The 18,418-nt window shown below is 46.9% G+C and carries 16 protein-coding genes; 13 read left to right on the forward strand and 3 right to left on the reverse strand.

From position 1 onward, the window contains the following. The first annotated feature begins 356 nt into the window (after positions 1 to 356). Entirely contained in the window at positions 357 to 2,816 is a 2,460-nt protein-coding gene (locus HF569_RS02105) for a phosphoketolase family protein (RefSeq protein WP_168849463.1), read from the forward strand. 407 nt (positions 2,817 to 3,223) lie between these two features. On the opposite strand, the gene adhP is transcribed toward HF569_RS02105, so the two are convergent. Next, complete coding sequence (adhP, locus tag HF569_RS02110; RefSeq protein ID WP_168901149.1) at positions 3,224 to 4,240, reverse strand: alcohol dehydrogenase AdhP; 1,017 nt, start codon at positions 4,238 to 4,240, stop codon at positions 3,224 to 3,226. A gap of 417 nt (positions 4,241 to 4,657) precedes the next feature. Between adhP and HF569_RS02115 the strand changes: the two genes are divergently transcribed. The 3 genes from HF569_RS02115 (at position 4,658) to HF569_RS02125 (ending at position 7,585) form a co-directional block, all read left to right on the forward strand. Further along, positions 4,658 to 5,344 (forward strand): response regulator transcription factor, encoded by a 687-nt coding sequence (locus tag HF569_RS02115; protein ID WP_020090053.1) that lies wholly within the window; start codon positions 4,658 to 4,660, stop codon positions 5,342 to 5,344. Then, positions 5,341 to 6,996 (forward strand): HAMP domain-containing sensor histidine kinase, encoded by a 1,656-nt coding sequence (locus HF569_RS02120; protein ID WP_168901150.1) that lies wholly within the window; start codon positions 5,341 to 5,343, stop codon positions 6,994 to 6,996. The genes HF569_RS02115 and HF569_RS02120 overlap by 4 nt, the downstream gene beginning before the upstream one ends. Positions 6,997 to 7,180: 184 nt before the next feature. Further along, positions 7,181 to 7,585 (forward strand): YxeA family protein, encoded by a 405-nt coding sequence (locus tag HF569_RS02125; protein WP_168901151.1) that lies wholly within the window; start codon positions 7,181 to 7,183, stop codon positions 7,583 to 7,585. A gap of 338 nt (positions 7,586 to 7,923) precedes the next feature. On the opposite strand, the gene yidC is transcribed toward HF569_RS02125, so the two are convergent. Together yidC and HF569_RS02135 are read right to left on the reverse strand one after the other, a co-directional pair. Beyond that, the gene (gene yidC, locus HF569_RS02130) at positions 7,924 to 8,835 is read right to left on the reverse strand and encodes a membrane protein insertase YidC (RefSeq protein ID WP_168849459.1); all 912 of its coding nucleotides are present in this window, start codon (positions 8,833 to 8,835) and stop codon (positions 7,924 to 7,926) included. 112 nt (positions 8,836 to 8,947) lie between these two features. Next, a complete protein-coding gene (locus HF569_RS02135; protein WP_168849458.1) occupies positions 8,948 to 9,223 on the reverse strand; it encodes an acylphosphatase in 276 nt (91 codons plus the stop codon). Between the two features lie 212 nt (positions 9,224 to 9,435). On the opposite strand from HF569_RS02135, the gene HF569_RS02140 reads away from it, so the two are divergent. The 9 genes from HF569_RS02140 to HF569_RS02180 all read left to right on the forward strand — a co-directional run bounded on the left by HF569_RS02140 (position 9,436) and on the right by HF569_RS02180 (position 18,194). Further along, positions 9,436 to 10,206, forward strand: coding sequence for a TrmH family RNA methyltransferase (locus HF569_RS02140; RefSeq protein WP_232842537.1), 771 nt, complete (start codon positions 9,436 to 9,438; stop codon positions 10,204 to 10,206). A 127-nt stretch (positions 10,207 to 10,333) separates the two neighbouring features. Further along, positions 10,334 to 10,831: an HD domain-containing protein gene (locus tag HF569_RS02145; protein ID WP_168849456.1), complete on the forward strand. Its 498-nt coding sequence runs from the start codon at positions 10,334 to 10,336 to the stop codon at positions 10,829 to 10,831. A gap of 42 nt (positions 10,832 to 10,873) precedes the next feature. Beyond that, entirely contained in the window at positions 10,874 to 11,236 is a 363-nt protein-coding gene (locus tag HF569_RS02150) for a winged helix-turn-helix transcriptional regulator (RefSeq protein WP_408610784.1), read from the forward strand. Positions 11,237 to 11,620: 384 nt separating this feature from the next. Then, positions 11,621 to 12,667 (forward strand): phenylalanine--tRNA ligase subunit alpha, encoded by a 1,047-nt coding sequence (gene pheS / locus HF569_RS02155; protein ID WP_168901153.1) that lies wholly within the window; start codon positions 11,621 to 11,623, stop codon positions 12,665 to 12,667. Positions 12,668 to 12,676: 9 nt separating this feature from the next. Next, a complete protein-coding gene (pheT, locus tag HF569_RS02160; RefSeq protein WP_168901154.1) occupies positions 12,677 to 15,085 on the forward strand; it encodes a phenylalanine--tRNA ligase subunit beta in 2,409 nt (802 codons plus the stop codon). Positions 15,086 to 15,263: 178 nt separating this feature from the next. After that, on the forward strand, positions 15,264 to 16,397 hold the full coding sequence (gene mltG / locus HF569_RS02165) for an endolytic transglycosylase MltG (RefSeq protein ID WP_211089006.1): 1,134 nt from the start codon (positions 15,264 to 15,266) through the stop codon (positions 16,395 to 16,397). Between the two features lie 12 nt (positions 16,398 to 16,409). Beyond that, positions 16,410 to 17,084, forward strand: a complete 675-nt coding sequence (udk, locus tag HF569_RS02170) for a uridine kinase (RefSeq protein ID WP_168849452.1) — start codon at positions 16,410 to 16,412, stop codon at positions 17,082 to 17,084. 110 nt (positions 17,085 to 17,194) lie between these two features. Beyond that, complete coding sequence (greA, locus tag HF569_RS02175) at positions 17,195 to 17,671, forward strand: transcription elongation factor GreA (RefSeq protein WP_168849451.1); 477 nt, start codon at positions 17,195 to 17,197, stop codon at positions 17,669 to 17,671. Between the two features lie 205 nt (positions 17,672 to 17,876). After that, a complete protein-coding gene (locus HF569_RS02180) occupies positions 17,877 to 18,194 on the forward strand; it encodes a HesB/YadR/YfhF family protein (protein WP_168849450.1) in 318 nt (105 codons plus the stop codon). The last annotated feature ends 224 nt before the right edge of the window (positions 18,195 to 18,418 follow it).

Raw genomic sequence — 18,418 nt, forward strand, 5'->3', positions numbered from 1 at the left:
TAATAAAAAACGGTTTAAATGTCGTCTGAGCAGGCAAATCTTTCCAAAAATGAAAAAGTGGCTGTCGACTGGGAAAATTTAGGTAATTGTCTCGTTCACAAAATATAGTTGAGTAATAATCGCGTGGTGGCGGGCATCCGGCGAACAATTTGATGCGCATCTGAGTGGTTGATCGGACTGATTGCGGCGTGTTTTTGGCGCCTATGAACGATATTTTTTAGAATTGGACCGTATCAATTTACAAAAAGGTTGACTTTTCTATAAAATTTAGTATGATGAAGAAGTACAAAATTAACCTCTAATGATTTACGTTAATTGTTTAGAAGGATGTTATTCAACGAAGGAGTGTAAAATTCATGGCAGTAGATTACGATTCCAAGTCATACTTGGAAAAGGTTGACGCCTGGTGGCGTGCTACAACGTATCTTTCCGGTGGTATGATTTTCCTGAAGGACAACCCATTGTTCTCAGTTACTAACACACCAATCAAAAAAGAAGACGTTAAGGTTAAGCCTATCGGGCACTGGGGTACTATCTCAGGACAAACGTTCCTGTATGCCCACGCCAACCGTCTGATCAACAAGTACGGCTTGAACATGTTCTATATCGGTGGTCCCGGTCATGGTGGCCAAGTTATGGTTACAAACGCCTACTTAGACGGTACCTACACTGAAGATTACCCTGAAATTACTCAGGACCTCGAAGGTATGGCACGTCTGTACAAGCGGTTCTCATTCCCAGGTGGAATTGGTTCCCACATGACTGCACAAACGCCTGGTTCACTCCACGAAGGTGGGGAACTTGGTTACTCTCTCTCCCATGCAACTGGTGCCGTTCTAGACAACCCAGACCAAATTGCATTTACTGTAGTTGGTGATGGTGAAGTTGAAACTGGTCCTGCTATGACTGCATGGAACTCCATCAAGTTCTTGAACCCTAAGAACGATGGTGCCGTATTACCTATCCTTGACGTAAACGGCTTTAAGATTTCCAACCCAACGATCTTCTCACGGATGAGCGACGACAAGATCGCTAAGTTCTTCGAAGGTTTGGGCTGGTCACCTCGCTTCCTCGAAAACGATGATATCCATGATTACATGACTTACCACGAAAAAGCTGCTAAGTTATTTGATCAAGCAATCGCTGATATCAAACAAATTCAAAAAGACGCACGTGAAAACGGCAAGTACGAAGATGGTGAAATTGCACCTTGGCCTGTTGTTATCGCACGTTTGCCAAAGGGTTGGGGCGGTCCTCAAAAGAACCCAGCTGGCGAACCAATCGAAAACTCCTTCCGTGCTCACCAAGTTCCACTTGGTTTAAGCCAAAACAACTTCGACGAATTACCAGAATTCGAAGAATGGATGAACTCATACAAGCCTGCTGAATTATTTAACGCAGACGGTTCATTGAAGGATGAAGTAGCTGACTTTGCACCTAAGGGTGACAAGCGGATGGCTGCTAACCCAATCGCTAACGGTGGTCGTGCACGCGGCGAAAAGCCAGCAATGCTTGACTTACCTAACTGGAAAGACTTCGCTAACGACATTAACGAAAATAACCGTGGAACCCAATTACCAGATGGTAACCGGAACATGGATATGAACGTTCTGTCAACCTTCTTCGCTGGCGTTGCTACGAAGAACCCATCATCATTCCGGATCTTCGGACCTGATGAAACGATGTCTAACCGTCTTTGGGAAATGTTCAAGATTACGAACCGTCAATGGATGAGTAAGGTCAAGGAACCAAATGACCAATACGAAGCTCCAGAAGGCCGTATCTTGGATGCTCAATTATCAGAACACCAAGCTGAAGGTTGGCTTGAAGGTTACACCTTAACTGGTCGTACCGGTGTGTTCACGTCTTACGAATCATTCTTGCGGGTTGTTGACTCAATGACGACGCAACACTTCAAGTGGATCCGTCAGGCTGCTGCAGAACCATGGCGTAATGATTACCCATCATTGAACCTGGTATCTACTTCAACTGTATTCCAACAAGACCATAACGGTTACACCCACCAAGATCCTGGTATGTTAACCCACTTGTCTGAAAAGAAGTCTGACTTTATCCGTCAGTACCTTCCAGCCGATGGGAACACGCTTTTGGCCGTATTCAACCGTGCCTTCAACGATCGTCAAAAGGTTAACCACATTGTTGCTTCTAAGCAACCTCGTCAACAATGGTTCTCCATTGATGAAGCTGAAGAATTGGCTACTAAGGGTCTTAAGACTATCGATTGGGCTTCCACTGTTGCTGAAGGTGAAGATGCTGATATCGTCTTTGCTTCTGCCGGTGTTGAACCAACCATCGAAACTCTGGCTGCTCTTAGCTTGATCAACGATGCCTTCCCAGCCGTTAAGATGCGTTACGTAAACGTTGTTGAATTGGAACGTCTTCAAAAGAAGAACGGCCCTCTGAACGACGAACGTGCCTTGAGCGATGCTGAATTCAGCTCACTCTTCGGCGAATCCGGGACACCAGTTGTCTTTGGTTTCCACGGTTACGAAGACTTGATCGAATCATTCTTCTACGAACGTCAACACTTAGGCTTGCACGTTCATGGTTACCGTGAAGACGGTGATATCACGACTGCTTACGACATGCGTGTATACTCCGAATTAGACCGGTTCCACCAAGCCAAGGATGCTGCTAATACCTTAGTTGCTAAGGGTGTTATTGACGAAGCTGCCGCAAAGGCCTTCGACAAGAAGATGGATGACATCTTAGCTAAGCACTTCAAGGTTACTCGTGACGAAGGTCATGATATCGAAGAATTTACTAAGTGGCAATGGGCCCCATTGAAGAAGTAATTTCTTCAAGCTAAATTTTTCAAAAGAGGATCACTCCCAAGTGGGGTGACCCTCTTTTTTTTAGCTCAAAATGCTGGCGACAAGTTTCTTTCTCAACAACAAGGGTTATAGAACCCATACTGAATATTGACAGTTCCAAATGACTGGTCATACCGGTCCTAATGTAGTGATGATTGACACGGTCGTTATCAGTTAAACCGAAAACTCTAAACTCTAGGTATTCATACTTCCAAACTATTGTCTTGGTAAAATACAAGCAAAGCCGGAGTGCAGCCAATTTGACTTAATTTTGTGACGCAACTGCCTTCCATTATGGAATAGGGCGGTTTATTCATTCAAATTCATAATAAAACCCCTACGCTTTCACGGCAGCGCAGGGGTTTTGGAAGTATTGAAGTTTTTTGAAATTACTTGGTGAAGTCGACAACCATCCGGCCAACGATCTTGTTAGCTTTCATTTCGTCGATGATATCGTTAACTTCGTCCAGACGACGAGTTTGAACGATAGGGTGAACCTTGCCTTCAGCACCGAATTGGAAGGTTTCAGCTAAGTCTTGACGGGTACCAACTAAGGAACCACGAACTGAGATACCATCCAGAACAGTCTTAGCAATGTTTAATTCCATGTCACCTTGAGGTAAAGCAACGGCAACTAACTTGCCATCTGGCTTCAGGGCGTTAACGGATTGCGTGAAGGCGTCCTTGGTAACGGCAGTAACTTGAGCGTTGTCAACACCGCCAACCTTTTCTTGGATTTGTTCAGCAACATCACCATCATGACGGTTGATTAAGATTTCAGCGCCGTCCTTCTTGGCAGCAGCTAATTTGTCAGGGTTACCATCAACGGCGATAACGTGGGCACCGAAGACGTTGTGGGCGTATTGGATGGCCAAGTTACCTAAACCACCGGCACCAACAACTTCAACCCATTGACCGGGCTTAGTTTCACCAGTCTTAAGTGCCTTGTACATGGTAACACCGGCACAGGTGAGGGAAGTTGCTTCAACTGGGTCCAAGCCTTCTGGAACCTTAACGGCGTAGTTAGCATCAACGATACATTCTTCAGCCATGGCACCATCAACAGTGAAGCCAGAGTTCTTAACGTTACGGCAAAGCGTTTCACGGCCGGTCAAGCAGTATTCACAGTGGCCACAGCCCTTGAAGAACCAAGCGATAGAAACCCGGTCACCGATCTTTAAGTTGTCAACGTCGTCAGCAACTTGGATAACCTTACCAACACCTTCGTGTCCGATAATCCGGCCAGGTTGCTTACCAAAGTCACCAGCGGCAACGTGTAAGTCGGTGTGGCAAAGACCACAGTATTCCATCTTAACTAAAGCTTCACCATGGGTGATAGGACGTAAAGTAACATCTTTAATGTCAACGTATCCGTCAACTGAATCGCGAATAACAGCAGCTTTCATTTCAAAAAACCCCTTTTCTTTTTTCTACAATGCCTAGTATACTAAAAAATTCATCAATTTCAAGTGAAAATGTGAACAAAAACGAAAAAAGTAAAATGTGATATGTTGTGCAAAGCCGATAATGATTGCTTTCATGGGTGGTCAAGCAAAATATATAATGTGAAAGAAAAACTTTGAAGGGCTTTCAAAGGCAAGACGACTGTTTGTATGCAACCGGTTGTCTGACAAACTCAACCTGAAAATTAGCGGGTGAACGGGTACTAAATGAGATAAATGTGAAGCGACTGGTGGTTTTCGCATACAATTATGAGAAACTATGATAAAATTAAATGTTGAAATGAATAACGGACGCCCGCTACCGGTATGGTTTTTGGTTGGTAGTGGACGCATTTAATTAGTCAGAGGAGTTAAAGCGCAATGAGTCGTATTTTAATTATTGAAGATGAAAAAAATCTTGCCCGCTTTGTCGAGCTTGAATTGAAGCACGAGGGTTATGAGACTAACGTGCAGTTCAACGGTCGTACAGGGCTGGAAGCAGCGCTGTCCCAAGACTTCGACGTTATTTTGCTGGATCTTATGTTGCCAGAACTTAACGGGATTGAAGTGGCCCGTCGCGTTCGCGAAGTCAAGAGTACGCCAATTATTATGATGACGGCGCGCGACTCCGTGATTGATCGGGTATCTGGGTTAGACCATGGGGCGGACGACTACATCGTTAAGCCATTTGCTATCGAAGAACTGTTGGCACGGGTGCGGGCCTTACTACGGCGGATTCATCTGGAAGGCGAACAGAAGAACACCAAGCAGACGACCGTTAAATTCAAGGACCTGACCATCGAGAAGGAAAACCGGATTGTGCGGCGCGGTGATGAAGTCATTAACCTGACTAAGCGGGAATATGAATTACTGTTGGCCTTGATGGAAAATATCAACGTTGTGTTAGCACGGGATGTCCTGTTGACCAAAGTTTGGGGCTACGAGTCTGAAGTTGAAACCAACGTGGTTGATGTCTATGTACGGTACTTACGGAATAAAATTGATGTGGCCGGCCAGAAGAGTTACATTCAGACGGTTCGAGGCACGGGGTACGTGATGCGTTCGTGAAATCAGTAAATATTGACGATCGCGAGGCTACCGAAGAGGAAACTCAACAGAAGCATGGTTTTCGTTTCTCCCTTAAATGGGAGTGGACGCTTTCCACAGCTTTAGGTGTCCTGATTATCTTTGCCGCCATCGTGATTTTAATTTTTAGTAGTTTTATGACTGTGCTGATGAGACAGGAGAAGACCCACGTTGCGGACTCACTGAACGTGGTGGTTGAACGGTTGAGTAATCAAAGTGCCGCGTTGACGGATAGCCAGGTCGATCAGTTGTTACGTCCGCGAAACGTGTTGGCGGATGAAACCAGCGGCGAGCCACAGGGCGCACCCTACAATAATGCGGTGGTGACGACTTTAGCCCGGGACAGTCAGACGGTAACGGTCTATAACAAGACGGGAAGAGCCCTCTTTTCAACGGGGGACACAACGGCCCGATTTAAGGCCGTTAATAAGCAGCATATTGCGGTAACGACGCTAAACCATCGTAAGCACTTAGTGGGCCGCATGCCCATCCATAGTAAGGAAAACGATCAATTGCTAGGCTACGTTCAGGTAACCGATAATCTCAAGGACTATCGAGCAACGCAGGTCAAGCTGTTCCAAGTGGCAATTGTCCTGGGGTTGATCGCAGGGCTAGCGGTGGCGATTTTGAGCTATATCTTGGCGTCCTTCCTTTTGCGGCCAGTTGAGGCGATTCGCGAGACCATTCACGCTGTGAGGGACGATCCGCAAACCGACAAACGGGTGCCGGAAATTCGGCATACGGATGAATTGAGCGATTTAGGAAACCTCTTCAATGGCATGTTGGACACAACGCAGGGGTATATGGATCAGCAGCAACAGTTCGTTGAGGACGTCTCACATGAGTTACGAACGCCGGTAGCCATTATTCAAGGCCATATGGAGATGCTGGATCGCTGGGGTAAGGATGATCCTGAGGTGCTGGATGAATCAATTAAGGCTTCGCTGCAAGAAACGAAGCGGATGAAGAGTTTGGTTCAAGAGATGCTGGACTTGCAGCGCGCTGAGCAGATTGAGGTTAATTACACCAACGAAGTGACTAACGTCAGTGAAGTGGTTCAGCAGGTCTACGATAACTTTAAGATGATCCATCCTGACTTTACTTTCATTTTGGACGACGATGTTCATCAGCCAGTTCAGGCGCAGATCTATCGGAATCATTTGGAACAGATTTTGATTATTTTGCTGGATAACGCGGTGAAATACACGCAGACGCGTAAGGAGATTCACTTGACCTTCGAGAGTGACTCTAGAAACGTCGAGGTGGCCGTTCAAGACTTCGGTGAAGGGATTTCCCAGGAGAACCGTAATCGGGTCTTTAACCGCTTCTATCGGGTGGATAAGGCGCGTTCCCGGACTAAGGGTGGTAATGGTCTGGGATTGGCCATCGCCAAACGGCTCATTGAAGCCTATCGCGGCAAGATTACCATTGAAAGTGCCGTGGGTTACGGCTCAGTCTTCCGAATTTCGTTGCCAATTTTGTCAGACGAAGCAGCGCGTGTCTTAAATGAGAAGAAAGAGCGTGCACAGGCCGAGGCAAATGGTACTGGGATTCCCGGCATTAAATCAGCGTTATTGGAAGATGCCGACCAAGATCAGCAGTCGGACGAGTCTTCAAAGTCATCGGATCAATAAGATTAAGCGTTACATGAGAATAGACAGTTAGGCGTTTGGGATGGGTATCCCGAACGCCTTTTTTGAGTCCGCGGGTCTGAACATAATGATTTTTATTTTTAGGTTGACAGGTTTTGTTTCGTCAGGTAAGATATGATAATCAGTTAGTTACTTAAGTAATTAACCAAATGGGGAGGCTATTAAAATGAAATTTCTAATCAAGCTGGCGGTATTTTGTGGTGTTGTGCTGGTCTTAGTCGGTTTGGGGGCAGCGCTGACGCCAAATTTGACCAAGAATCGCGGTTCAGAACTGGCGATGGCGATTGATAATGTGAATCCAGCGGTGAAGACGGAGACCGTTTACGCGGATACCACGGTCAAGCCTGTTCGGCACTACATTGGTGGTGGCGGTGAGCACGAATACGTTTACGAGATGCAGACGTATAATCAAAAGGGAGAAGCGCGCAAGCTACATTTTGAATCGCAATGGGTGTTGAAGCCCCATCGCTACTTGAAGATCACCACGAAGGGACAAAACGTTGAAACGTGGGAAGCCATCGATCGGGGCAATGTGCCGAGTGGTGTGCGGCAGAACTTAATGATGTCATAATTTAAAAGCGACCGGCTACTGAATGAAGTGGCTGGTCGCTTTTTATGAATTAAGTGATATTGTGAGTGATACCCTCCCTGGAAATGGTTAGTTGTGGGCTACAATCATTCCGTCTGACATAGGCAATAAGCGTGAGAGTAGTCAATATAAGATGGTGAGCTTTTTCAGGAGAGCCGGCTAAAACGAGTGGACTGAACAGGTAAGTGATATCTGGCTAGTCCCAGGTGGGAATTAACCGACGATTTCGCAGGGGCTTAACTTCCAATTCAAAAATGAAGATTAAAAAGCGGCCGAGACAGTTGTCCCGACCGCTTCATTGACTAGGTTAATGCAAGTGCTTAATGATGTCGTTGTTGCTTACCAGCGTTACGATTACGATTCTTTTGCTGCGTCTTGGCCGTGGCTTCTGCTTTAACGGCAGGCGTCACAGGCTTAGGTGCTGGTTCAACCACTGGTGCTGGCCGATCCTTCATCTTTTCCTTGATTTCGCGCCGAATCTTAGGCCGGTAGAAGTTGATGATTAACGTCTGAACACAGGCGAACAGCCCACCGACGAAGAAGTAGAGACCTAATCCTGCAGGTGAACTCAACGTGAAGAAGAGAATCATGACAGGAGAGAGCAATAACGTAATGCGCATTTGCTTCTTCTGATCTTCGGGCATGCCCAGCATGGAAAGGTAGGCCTGCAACAGGTAAGACAAGAAGGAGAGGATGGCGAGAATCCAGCTAGACTTCCCTAAGGGGATCGTCATAAATACTGCGCTGGAAAGTTCTGGTGAGTAACGAATTGCGGCGTACAACGCTGCGAAGATCGGCATCTGAATCAGCAATGGTAGGCAGCCAATTCCACCCGTCATACTAATTCCATTTTCCTTGTATAATGCCATCATAGCTTGACCAGCCGCCGATTGTTCTTCCGGCGTTTTGGCCTCTTTCTGCCGCTTTTGTAGGGCAGCCATTTGTGGCCGAACCATCGAAATCTTTTCTTGCTGGATGGTAGCGCCGCGCATCTGCTTAATCATGATTGGGAGAAGAACCATCCGGACGATCACGGTTAACACAATAATTGCCCAACCATAGCTATTGCCAAAGATCTGGGCCAGCCAGTTCATCACGTGCTGTCCGGGAACGGCCAGGTAGTCGTAAACAAAGCCATACGGTTTACCGTTCTTAGTCTGCACACAACCACTCAAGACGAGGGCCATGGCTGCTAAGGCACCTGTAACCGTGACTTTCTTGGAGATTTTCATATTATTTTTGAACCCCTTTGTATTAAAAACGTAGAGCGCGGACGCCCCCAAAACGACGAAAATGCCGCTAACATCAAACATATTACTTGATTTGTAGGCGATTTTCAAATGATTATCTAGTGATTATTCGAAAATCGAAAAAACGTTGGGTCCGAGCTGGTGAAATTTTGAGTTGACTGACCCGTGCCCAAGGGTTAACACCACGGTTGATTTGATCGGCGAAGTCGGCCAATTGCGCTGGCTCACCGCTCGCCACGATGGCAACTTGGCCCGTTGGTAAATTTTGTACGGTGCCGGTGACCGCCAGCTGTTCGGCCAGTTTGGCGACGGACCAGCGGAAGCCAACGCCCTGTACCCGTCCGCTAATTAAAAAATTTTGTGTAACCACGAAACGTCCCCCTTACGCTGGAAAATTTAGATTAATCATAACGCGAAGTGTCGCGGTTGCCTAGTGGTATGGTAGAATTAACGATGCACATGGATGGCAGTTTTTAGGGCTTCTCTGGCGAGTAACGCTGGATGACCCCTAATGGCTGAAAATTAAATCTACTATATATAATGTTATCTTTAAAACCAGTTAGGTTAGCGGAGGGTATTGAATTGAAGGAAAAGATTACGTCGAGTCAGAACAAGCGGGTCAAACAGTGGCGGGCGTTAACGTCTAAGAAGGGACGTAAGGCAACCCAGTCTTATTTACTTGAAGGATGGCACTTGGTGCAAGAGGCGATCAAGGCTGAGCTACAGTTGACAGCCATTATGGGAACCGCCGAGCAGTTGGCGGCACATGCGGCTGAACTTCCCGCTAACGTGGATGTCTTTGAGCTGACGGACAGCATTGCGAAGACCTTAGGGGATACGAGTACGCCGCAAGGAATCTTTGCGACGGCACCGATGCCCGATGATACGGCGGTTGATCCCGCGACCGCTACGGGAGCTTGGTTATTTTTAGATCAAGTTCAAGATCCTGGTAACATTGGCACGATGGTCCGGACGGCTGATGCGGCCGGCCTTACCGGGGTTGTTTTGGGACAAGGCAGTGCGAGCCGGTTTTTGCCCAAGGTGCTCCGTTCGATGCAGGGAAGTCAGTTTCATCTTCAACTTGTGGAAGGTGATCTGCATGAATGGATTACAACCTTTACTCAACGTGATCTGCCGGTCTACGGGACCAACTTGGATCCCCAAGCACAGGATTATCGCGATATCGCACCGGTAACGGTGGGGGCGATTGTCATGGGTAACGAAGGAAATGGGATGGCACCTGATTTGCAGCGGCTGACGACACAAAATCTTTACATTCCAATTAAGGGACAGGCAGAATCCCTTAATGTCGCTGTTGCGGCGGGGATTGTGATGTTCCGTTTGGTAGGATGAACGTTAAGAAACGGTAAATCAAACCGACTTTCAGAACATTTTCATTGCTTTTTGTTAAAAAGGAAGTATGATATAGGGTAATTGAGAAAGACTAAAATCATAATTCTAAATGAAAAGGAAGCATTCTATGACCAAACTTACTTGGCGTGATGACCCCGAGTACCTCGCTTTAGTTTCTGATTTGTTGGAAAAGGAGCCAGTTCAACGCCTGGCGAATTATACCCAGCATCACCATTCAACACGATTAGAACACTCGATTTCGGTGTCCTACAACAGTTATTTAATTGCAAAGAAGCTAGACTTGAATACCCGGGCCACTGCACGGGGTGGGTTGTTACATGATTTGTTCTATTATGATTGGCGCACGACGAAGTTCAACTTGGGCTCACATGCCTTTATCCATCCACGGGTTGCTTTGCGGAATGCGGAAAAGCTGACCGACTTGAGTCCCATGGAAAAGGATATTATTTTGAAGCATATGTGGGGAGCAACGCTGGCTATGCCTAAATATCGGGAAAGTGCGATTGTTTCCTTGGTTGATGATTACGAAGCGGTTCACGAATTCTTTGGACCAACGCGTAAGCATGTCCAAGCCTTAGTTGAAAAACTTACGCCTAACGCCTAGTTTCAATCGAAACACGGATGGGAGGCTAGGATTACTATGCAAATGACGTCATCGAAGTCTACGGCAGACGGTACGGTTGATTTTTCACTTTGTCCACGGTTTGAGCAAACCTTCTCATTTTTAGGGAAGAAATGGAACGGGTTGATTATTGACGTACTTCTTCAAGAGGGACCCCAACGGTTTAGAGACCTGGCGCGGAAGATTCCCCGTTGTAGCGACCGTGTTTTAGTTGAACGTTTGAAGGAGTTAGAACTTAATGGGGTCATTGTTCGACGGACCTTTCCAGATAATTCATTGATCGAATATGAATTGACGACGAAGGGTGAAGAGTTCAAGGACATTATGGCCGCGGTACATGCGTGGTCAGATAAGTGGTATTGTCCCACTGAGGCAGATCAGAAGTAGTTGACAGGTGACAGAAAGTCAGCTAGTCTATTACTTGTAATAGTTAAAGACGATGATAGAAAAGCAGTAGCCGGTGCAATTTGTCAGGGAGAGTTTGCCAAGACTGGAAGCAGACTTCAAATTACTGGGTGAATTCAGTTCTGGAGTTGTAATCGGGAGTCGTGGATACACGATGAATGATTTTCCGGCGAGTGACCGTTATCACTTCTGAGTGTGGTCGATTTCTAACGTGAAATTGACTGAATCAGGGTGGTACCGCGAAGCTTCGTCCCTAGTTATGGGGCGGGGCCTTTTTTTGTGGCATTTTTCCAATGGCTGGGTCCATTGGTGAAGAGGCCGTAATCATTGATAGTAAAGCAAAGTAGAGAAAATGGAGGATGACGTATGTCGTTAAAGGATAAACTCAGCGAACTGCGGCAACGTGGTTTAGCAGATATTAAAAAATCTTCAGACTTAAAAGACGTTAATCAAGTGCGCGTCCAGTTATTAGGGAAAAAGGGCCCAATTACCGAAGTTTTACGGGGAATGCGGGACTTAGATGCTGAAGAACGGCCTAAGGTTGGTGCATTTGCCAACGAAATTCGCGATGATTTGACGAATGCCTTGGCTGAACGGAAGGCGGAATTAGAAGAAGCCGTCTTAAACGCCCAATTGGCTAAGGAAACCATCGATGTGACCTTGCCGGGAACGCCGGTGGCTAAGGGTGAACCACACGTCATCCAACAGATTGTTGATCAAATTGAAGACCTCTTCTTGGGCATGGGTTACCAAGTGTTGAGTGGCCCTGAAGTAGAAGAAGATAAGTACAACTTTGAAATGATGAACTTACCTAAGAATCACCCCGCACGGGACATGCAAGATACCTTCTACATCACGAAGGAGATTTTGATGCGGACGCAGACCTCACCGATGCAGGCCCGGACGTTGGAAAAGCATGACTTTAGCCAAGGACCTTTGAAGATGATCTCTCCCGGAGTCGTTTATCGGCGCGATACCGATGACCCCACGCACTCCCACCAATTCCACCAAGTTGAAGGATTGGTGATCGACAAACACGTGACGATGGCGGATCTAAAGGGGACGCTACAAGTGCTGGCCCACGAATTATTTGGAGATAAATTCGATGTTCGGTTGCGGCCAAGCTACTTCCCATTCACGGAACCTTCTGTTGAAGCTGACATTACCTGCTTCAACTGTGGCGGTAAGGGTTGCAAGGTCTGCAAGAACACTGGCTGGATTGAAGTTCTGGGTGCCGGGATGGTTCACCCGAACGTCTTGAAGATGGCCGGTGTCGATCCTGATGTATACGGTGGATTTGCCTTTGGGGTTGGTCCTGATCGCTTCGCCATGTTGAAATACGGTGTTGATGATATCCGGAATTTCTACTTGAATGACGTCCGGTTCCTCACCCAATTTACAAAGAAAGGATAATCGCCAACCATGAAGATTTCATACAATTGGATTAAAGAATATTTAGATTTAAACGTTAAACCCGCTGATTTGGCGGAAAAGATCGAACGGACTTCCGTGGAAGTCGACGACGTCACTACGCCTAGCGATGGTCTCAAGAAGATCGTGGTTGGTCACGTGCTTTCTCTGGAGGCCCACCCAGATTCAGATCACTTGCACATTTGCCAAGTGGATGTTGGGGAAGACGAACCCTTACAAATTGTGTGTGGTGCCCCTAATGTAGCCGCTGGTCAAAACGTCATTGTGGCCTTACCGGGCTCACGGATTGCTGACAACGTGAAGATCAAGAAGTCTAAGATGCGTGGTGTTCCTTCTGCCGGAATGATCTGTGCGTTACAAGAAATTGGGTTCAGTGAAGACGTTGTGCCTAAGGACTACGTCGACGGCATTTATGTGCTGCCCGCCGACGCAACGCCAGGGGATGACGTTTACGATTACTTGGGCATGAATGATAGCTTGATTGATTTAGACGTGACGCCTAACCGGGGAGACATGTTGAGCCTCTTTGGGACGTTGCATGATCTGGCTGCGATCTATGACCAGCCCGTTACGTTGGATAAACCAGAAGTTAAGGAAGCCGGCGCTGACATTGCTGATCAATTGGCCGTTCACGTCGATGATCAATTGTCACCACAATACCGGATGCGGTTAGTTAAGAACGTTAAGCTGGCACCCAGTCCAATGTGGTTACAAATTCGTCTGTGGAACGCCGGGTTGCGGCCAATTAACAACGTGGTGGATATTACCAATTACATCATGTTGAAGTATGGTCAACCACTGCATGCGTTTGATTACGATAAATTTGCTGGCAATGACGTCTACGTGCGGACAGCTAAGACCGGAGAAAAGCTAACGACCTTGGATGAAAATGATCATGATCTGGACGAAAGTGACATTGTGATTGCTGATGAAAAGGCCCCAATCGCCCTTGCTGGTGTGATGGGTGGCTTAAGCACGTCAATTCAGGATGGCACGACGACGGTGGCGATTGAAGCCGCCGTCTTCGAACACGATCATATTCGGAAGACCGCCCAACGCCACAACCTGCATACGGATGCTTCCCAACGTTTCGAACGGGGAATTAATCAAACTGGCGTCCAAGAAGCCTTAGATGCGGCCGCTCAGATGATGAATGAACTGGCTGACGGTGAAGTTCAGAAAGGTTCAGTCGTGGGTAGCAGCAATATTCCTGAACCAGCGGTCATTGAACTCACGTTAACTCACGTCAATACCGTTCTGGGAACGGACTTATCCATGGATCAAGTGACCCATATTCTGGAAAGCCTTGGGTTTAAGGTTGCCGTTCATGACGATACGTTGACGGTTACGGTAGCGGTTCGGCGCAATGATATTCATATTCCAGCTGATTTACTGGAAGAGATTGCCCGGATCTACGGCTACGATCAGCTTCCCGCAACGTTACCAACTGGTCGAATGACCATGGGGACGTTAACCGATAAGCAACGGTTGATGCGGGCCACGCGGCATTCACTGGAAGGGCTGGGGTTAAACCAGGCCATTTCATACGCGCTGACGACTGAGGAAAAGGCCCAAATGTTCATGATGCAGGCTAGTGAAACCACTCATTTGGCTTGGCCAATGACGGTTGACCATGCTGTGTTGCGGATGAACTTGGTATCTGGTCTGTTGGATGATATTGCCTACAATTCCGCTCGTAAGGTGAAGGATGTAGCCCTCTATGAACAAGGTCGGGTCTTCTACCGCGAGGACGGCGTTGATCGGCCTAGTGAAGAAGAACATATCGCTGGCGCAATCACCGGAACGTTGATGCCAGAATCTTGGAATCAACCAGCTAAGGCTGTCGACTTCTATCAAATGAAGGGCATCGTGGCTGCTTACTTGAAGGATATGGCGGTTAACGGGGATATCACCTACGTGCCAAACACCGATATGCCGGAGATGCATCCTGGCCGTACGGCAGATATTTTGATTCATGGTCACCGGATTGGTTTCTTAGGTCAAATTCATCCGTTGGTTGCTAAGAAGTTTAAGATTGCCGCAACCTACGTCTTTGAATTGAACTTGCAAGCCATCATTGATATGCCTAAGCAGGAAAATCAGTATGACGTTATCTCACGTTACCCAGCGATTACGCGGGACATCGCCATGCTCGTGGACAATGACATTACGAACGAGCAAGTCGTCGCTTTGATCGAACGTCGTGGCGGGGCCTTCCTGCAATCAGTCAAATTATTCGACGTTTACGATGGTGTCAAGGTTCCTAAGGGGAAGAAGTCCCTGGCCTACACGCTGACGTATCAGGATAAGCACGAAACGTTAGTCGACGATGCTGTTACACAGGCATTTGAGAAGGTATCTAAGCGTCTAGAGGACGACTTGGGTGCACAGATTCGTTAATAATTAAGTTAAGGACGCGTTTGTCTTCGCAGTAGGAGGCCAAACGCGTTTTTACTGAATGTTCGCGGAATGATCAGTTTATTTATTACATTTTTATCAAAGTAGCGCTTTCAGGTTTCCGCTCTCTAGGAATTTCTGTATAATAGAGAAGACTATGGCATAGAACGGAGGAAATAAGTTGGATAATGGCAATACGCCCACACCGTCAAGGCAGGATTCGGGCAGAAAGCGGTCGTTTGGCCGACGCATCATGATTGGTGTGGCGAGTCTGTTGGTTTTACTGGCAGTGATTATCGGTATTTTTGGCTATCACTACTTCCAGACAGCACTCAAGCCAATGAATACGAAGGATCATAATGTGGTGCAAGTCCATGTCCCACTAGGGGCAACGTCGAACAAGATTGGACAGATCTTGCAAGACCAAAAAGTTGTTAAGAGTGGAATGGTCTTTAACTACTACGTAAAATCAAATAAGTTCACAAACTTTCAGGCGGGGTATTACCAGTTGAAACCGTCCATGACGCTCAACCAGATTGCCAAGCAGCTCCAAAAGGGGGGGTCAGCTGAGCCGATCCAGAGCACTTCGGGCAAGCTGTTAGTCCGTGAGGGGGAGACGGTGGATCAATTAGCCGCCGAGATCCCCATTCAGACGGATTTCACCAAGGCGGAGTTTCTGAAGCTAATGAAAGATCCAGCCTTCTTTAATCAGTTAGAGCAGAAATATCCACAGCTCTTGAGTTCGGCCAAGAAGGCGAAAAATGTGCGTTACCGGCTAGAGGGATACCTTGCTCCGGCAACGTATCAAGCTGGGAAAAAGATGACGCTTAAAGATATCATCACCCAGATGGTGGCCAAGTCTGATCAAAACTTGCAGGGCCACTATGCGACGATTAAGAAGCAGAAGCGTACGGTGCAAGAAGTGATGACCTTGGCGTCATTGGTTGAACGCGAAGGGGTTTCACAAGATGATCGCGATAAGATTGCCGGCGTTTTCTTAAACCGAATTAAAGCGGGGATGGCCTTACAGTCTGACATTTCCGTGCAATATGCGTTGAAGACCACCAAGAAGACGCTGACTTATAAGGATTTAAAGGTTAAGTCACCGTACAACTTGTACGTGCACACCGGTTATGGTCCCGGACCATTTGATAATCCAAGTGCATCTTCAATCAAGGCCGTATTGCATCCTAAGGATCAGAAGAAGGGGTACTACTACTTCATCGCGAATACGAAGACGGGGAAGGTCTACTTCTCTCAGACTTATGCAGAGCACCAAGAAAAGACGAGTTCATTAGCAAGTGACAATAAGTAAAGGATGGCGACAATGTTGGCAGACAAAAAGCGACCGATTATTATTGGAGTTACCGGGGGTTCTGGTAGCGGGAAAACCACGGTTAGCCGGGCAATTTTTAATCAATTGATTGGCCATTCAATCATGATTTTACAACAAGATTCATACTACAACGATCAGTCGGACATGACGATGGAGGAACGGGCAGCCGTAAACTACGACCATCCACTGGCCTTCGACACAGACTTATTGATTTCACAGCTCAAGCAGTTATTAGATCGTAAACCGATTGAAAAGCCGGTTTATGACTACACGCTTTCTACGCGGAGTAGTGAGACGATTCATCAGGAACCACGCGATGTCATTATCCTGGAAGGAATCTTGATCCTCGATGACGAGCGGCTGCGGGACCTGATGGATATCAAGGTTTTCGTCGATACGGATGATGATATTCGGATCATTCGGCGAATCGAACGTGATATGAACGAACGGGGTCGCTCTTTAGAGTCCATCATTCAACAATATCTCGCGACGGTTAAGCCAACGTATCATCAATTCGTAGAACCAACGAAGCGTTATGCCGATCTGATTGTTCCCGAGGGTGGCGAAAATCAAGTCGCAATTGACCTGTTGGTAACCAAGATTCGGGCAATTCTCGAAGCTAGTGGCAATGAACAAGTTTTTGACAATCCAGATACAACCATATAGAATAGGACGGGTTAGCTGATCTTTCGGCTAACCTTTTCTACAATTTAAAATTTAGGTTAGCGCTCGGCGCGTTGACATTAAAAAATACTTACTTAAAAGGGGTGGCCAGTGTGGCACAAGATAAAATGTATCCAATGACTGAAGAAGGTAAAGAGAAACTCGAAAACGAACTAGAAAACTTAAAAATGGTTCAACGGCCTAAGGTAATCGATCGGATTAAGATTGCCCGTTCTTATGGTGATTTATCCGAAAACTCGGAATACGAATCAGCCAAGGACGAACAAAGTATGTTGGAAACGCGGATTAGCACCGTTGAACGGATGTTACAGTATGCCCAAATTATTGACAACGACGGTACGGATAAGGATGAGATCACGGTGGGTAAGAAGGTCACCTTCAAGGAATTACCTGACGAGGAACCTGAAGAATACACCATCGTTGGAGCCGCTGAAGCTGATCCAATGTCCGGGAAGATCTCCAATGACTCAGCCATCGCTAAGGGGCTTTTAGGTCACCGTAAGGGTGAAGAAGTTACTTTTGAAACGCCGGGTGGCGACATGTCCGTTAAGGTCTTAGACGTCGAATAAGCACTTTCTGAAGATCAATCCTCCGGGGTTGGTCTTTTTTTATCGGAAGTTTTGGCAAGCAAAATGGTGGTAGATCGTCGGTTGGTTGTGTACAATTAGTAGTATGAAAACTAAGTCATGACTTGCCAAACACGGGTCTTGCATGTTATAAAGAAAGGGAAACGTGAAAACGGATTCATAGTCTACCTAAGAGGAGTCTTGGATAATGAAAATAACGGTGACTGATGCAGCAAGTAAATGGTTTCGCGACGAAATGGGAATGACGGGCCGCGGCATTCGCTTTTTCGGTAAAGTTTACGGTAAAACGCCGGTTCATGAAGGATTCTCACTAGGGATGACGCCAGATGATCATCCCCGTGATCCAATTGTTGCGGAGACTAAAGATGATGTGACGTACTATATTACGGAGGGGGATCAGTGGTTCTTCGTGGGTTATGATCTCACGGTAGACTATGATCCTAAGACGGACGGACCAACTTATCTTTACCAGGAGAACGGCGAGCTGGACGCACAGGCGCAATAGCTTCTAATTCGCACTGGTCGACGGATACATTGTTCTTAGGCCTTCGCCTTGCCGTTCGCCAAATTTGAGCTGGAACGCTGTGGGTAGGACGGCTAGAGCCATAGAGCGGTCTCTAGCCTCGCTTTGACCCGAAGAACACGTGTCAAAGTCGCCATTTACCAAGAAAATCACTTGGCAAATCCCACGGCTGAGCTCAAATTCAGCTCACTCTCGGCTACACAGAT

The sequence above is a fragment of the Levilactobacillus tujiorum genome (genome assembly GCF_012641185.1).
Lineage (GTDB): Bacteria > Bacillota > Bacilli > Lactobacillales > Lactobacillaceae > Levilactobacillus > Levilactobacillus tujiorum.